The sequence below is a fragment of the Desulfosporosinus sp. Tol-M2 genome, assembly GCF_059735615.1.
On the sequence record NZ_JCAIJG010000133.1, the window covers coordinates 1 to 1,887 of the forward strand.

General features: G+C 43.1%; 2 protein-coding genes. One reads left to right on the forward strand and one right to left on the reverse strand.

Features of this window, described 5'->3' with window-relative positions; all coding sequences use genetic code 11:
• Positions 1 to 730 (forward strand): UPF0182 family protein (locus tag AC6I5A_RS10800; RefSeq protein ID WP_034615595.1); only part of this gene is annotated, 730 nt, incomplete at its 5' end.
• A 230-nt stretch (positions 731 to 960) separates the two neighbouring features.
• On the opposite strand, the gene AC6I5A_RS10805 is transcribed toward AC6I5A_RS10800, so the two are convergent.
• Positions 961 to 1,623: a hypothetical protein gene (locus tag AC6I5A_RS10805; protein ID WP_034615598.1), complete on the reverse strand. Its 663-nt coding sequence runs from the start codon at positions 1,621 to 1,623 to the stop codon at positions 961 to 963.
• Positions 1,624 to 1,887: the final 264 nt, after the last annotated feature.

The following is a 1,887-nucleotide window of genomic DNA, read 5'->3' on the forward strand; positions in this document are numbered from 1 at the left end:
AGCCGTTTTCTATAATAAGGAAGATTCCTGGGATATTGGCAAGGAGCTCTTTGAGTCGAAGCCCATAACCGTTGTACCGTATTACACTATTATGAAAGTTCCGGGGGAAGATAAACCTGAGTTTGTGCTTATGCTACCCTTCACACCGGCATCCAGCGAATCCAATTCACGGAACAACATGGTTTCCTGGATGGCTGCTCGCATGGACGGCGAACATTACGGCGAGCTATTGCTTTATAAACTGCCTAAGAATATTGAAGTTGACGGTCCGTTGCAAATCGAATCGAGAATAGACCAAGACCCGGACATATCTAAACAGCTTGCTTTATGGAATCAAAGTGGCTCAAGTGTAATTCGAGGAAATCTCTTAGCCCTTCCGATCGGCGGAAACTTTCTCTATGTTGAACCGATCTATCTACAATCGAATAAAGGCGGCAGTATACCAGAAATGAAACGGGTTGTGCTCGCTTATCAAGATCATTTGGTGATGACCGATAACTTAGGTACAGCCTTAACACAACTCTTTGGAGACGGGACACCTCAACCTACAACACCTGGACAAAGTACGCCTGTTCCTGTTGTGTCACCGCAAACGCAAACAACAACTACTCAGAATGCACCGGACATGGCGTCGATCACTGATCAAATGAATCAAATCCGCAAATTACTCGACGACCTGGAAACCCAACTCAAGGGATTCCAAGGTGATTCCAGCAAGATTGCTCAGTGAGTGAACTCGTTCAGCTTAAGCTGAACATCGAGACTTCGGTGGGGGAGTCTACCCCCACCGAAGCAGGGTATGGAGGCCCCACTCCCACTTGTAGAAGTGGGAGTCTTACGATTGGATAATATTATCTATGGGGAGACATCGCAGATGTCTCCCCTCTCTTATTACTCCACTGTATAGGTGCATTGATTTCGTGTTGATTTCGTAATGAGATTCATATTTCAAGTATTAAGTTACTTGGCAACTACTTCTTTCACTTCTTCTGAAGAGCTATATTCCTGGTCCTCCTGCATAAAGGGTTGCGCAGGCATCGTGGTTGCCAATCTTAATGGAAAAATGAGGACCACCAAGGCCATACCTCCAAAGGCGATTGCCAGATTTTGTAGGGACAAAACAGAAAAGACAAGAGATATAAGTTTTGGAGGAGTCCCGATCGCATAGCTAAACGGTTGAATAATTGTCAGGTTGGTATTATTTTGCTGATTCCGGCTCTCCACGGATTCGGTCGCTTCAATTTTGTCTGGTTTAATCCATACGGGTTTTCCTTCAAAATCTACAGAATTAATCATTTTACGCCCCGTGGCGTAAAATGGATCTAACCCAGTTATGTAAATAAAACCTTTCGTAGTATAAATCCGATCTTGTTCAACACTCGTACCGGTAATGGCAACCTTAGGATAGGTCCGTTCAATTCGGAGAATATCATCCTGACTAATATTGATAGGTCCCTTATCGGTAATAACAGTATACAATCCTCGGTCGACTAATTCAATGTTCGTTACTTTAACATCTAACAACCGCATACTCACCACTGACAAGATGAGAACAAATATACAAATAATTATAATCGCTCCCGTTATGCATTCCCGATCTACCTGTCTGTCCCGAATAACCACAGTACCACACGTCCTTTACTTCTGTCATTTATCCATTGGCTAACAACCGCCACTATCACTCCCGCTTCGTTGGTGAGATAAGTGGCGTAAAACCCTTGGATAAGTTCGACTAAACTCAAAGACCATCGAGTATGTTCAGTTAACCTATGCAACTAATTTAACCCCAAAAGTTATTGTACTATAAATGATTTAGCGAAACAAATTATTTTACCGTATTAACGGCCAATAAAAAGCGAATTGCCTGCTAGCTCACCACTGAAGAGT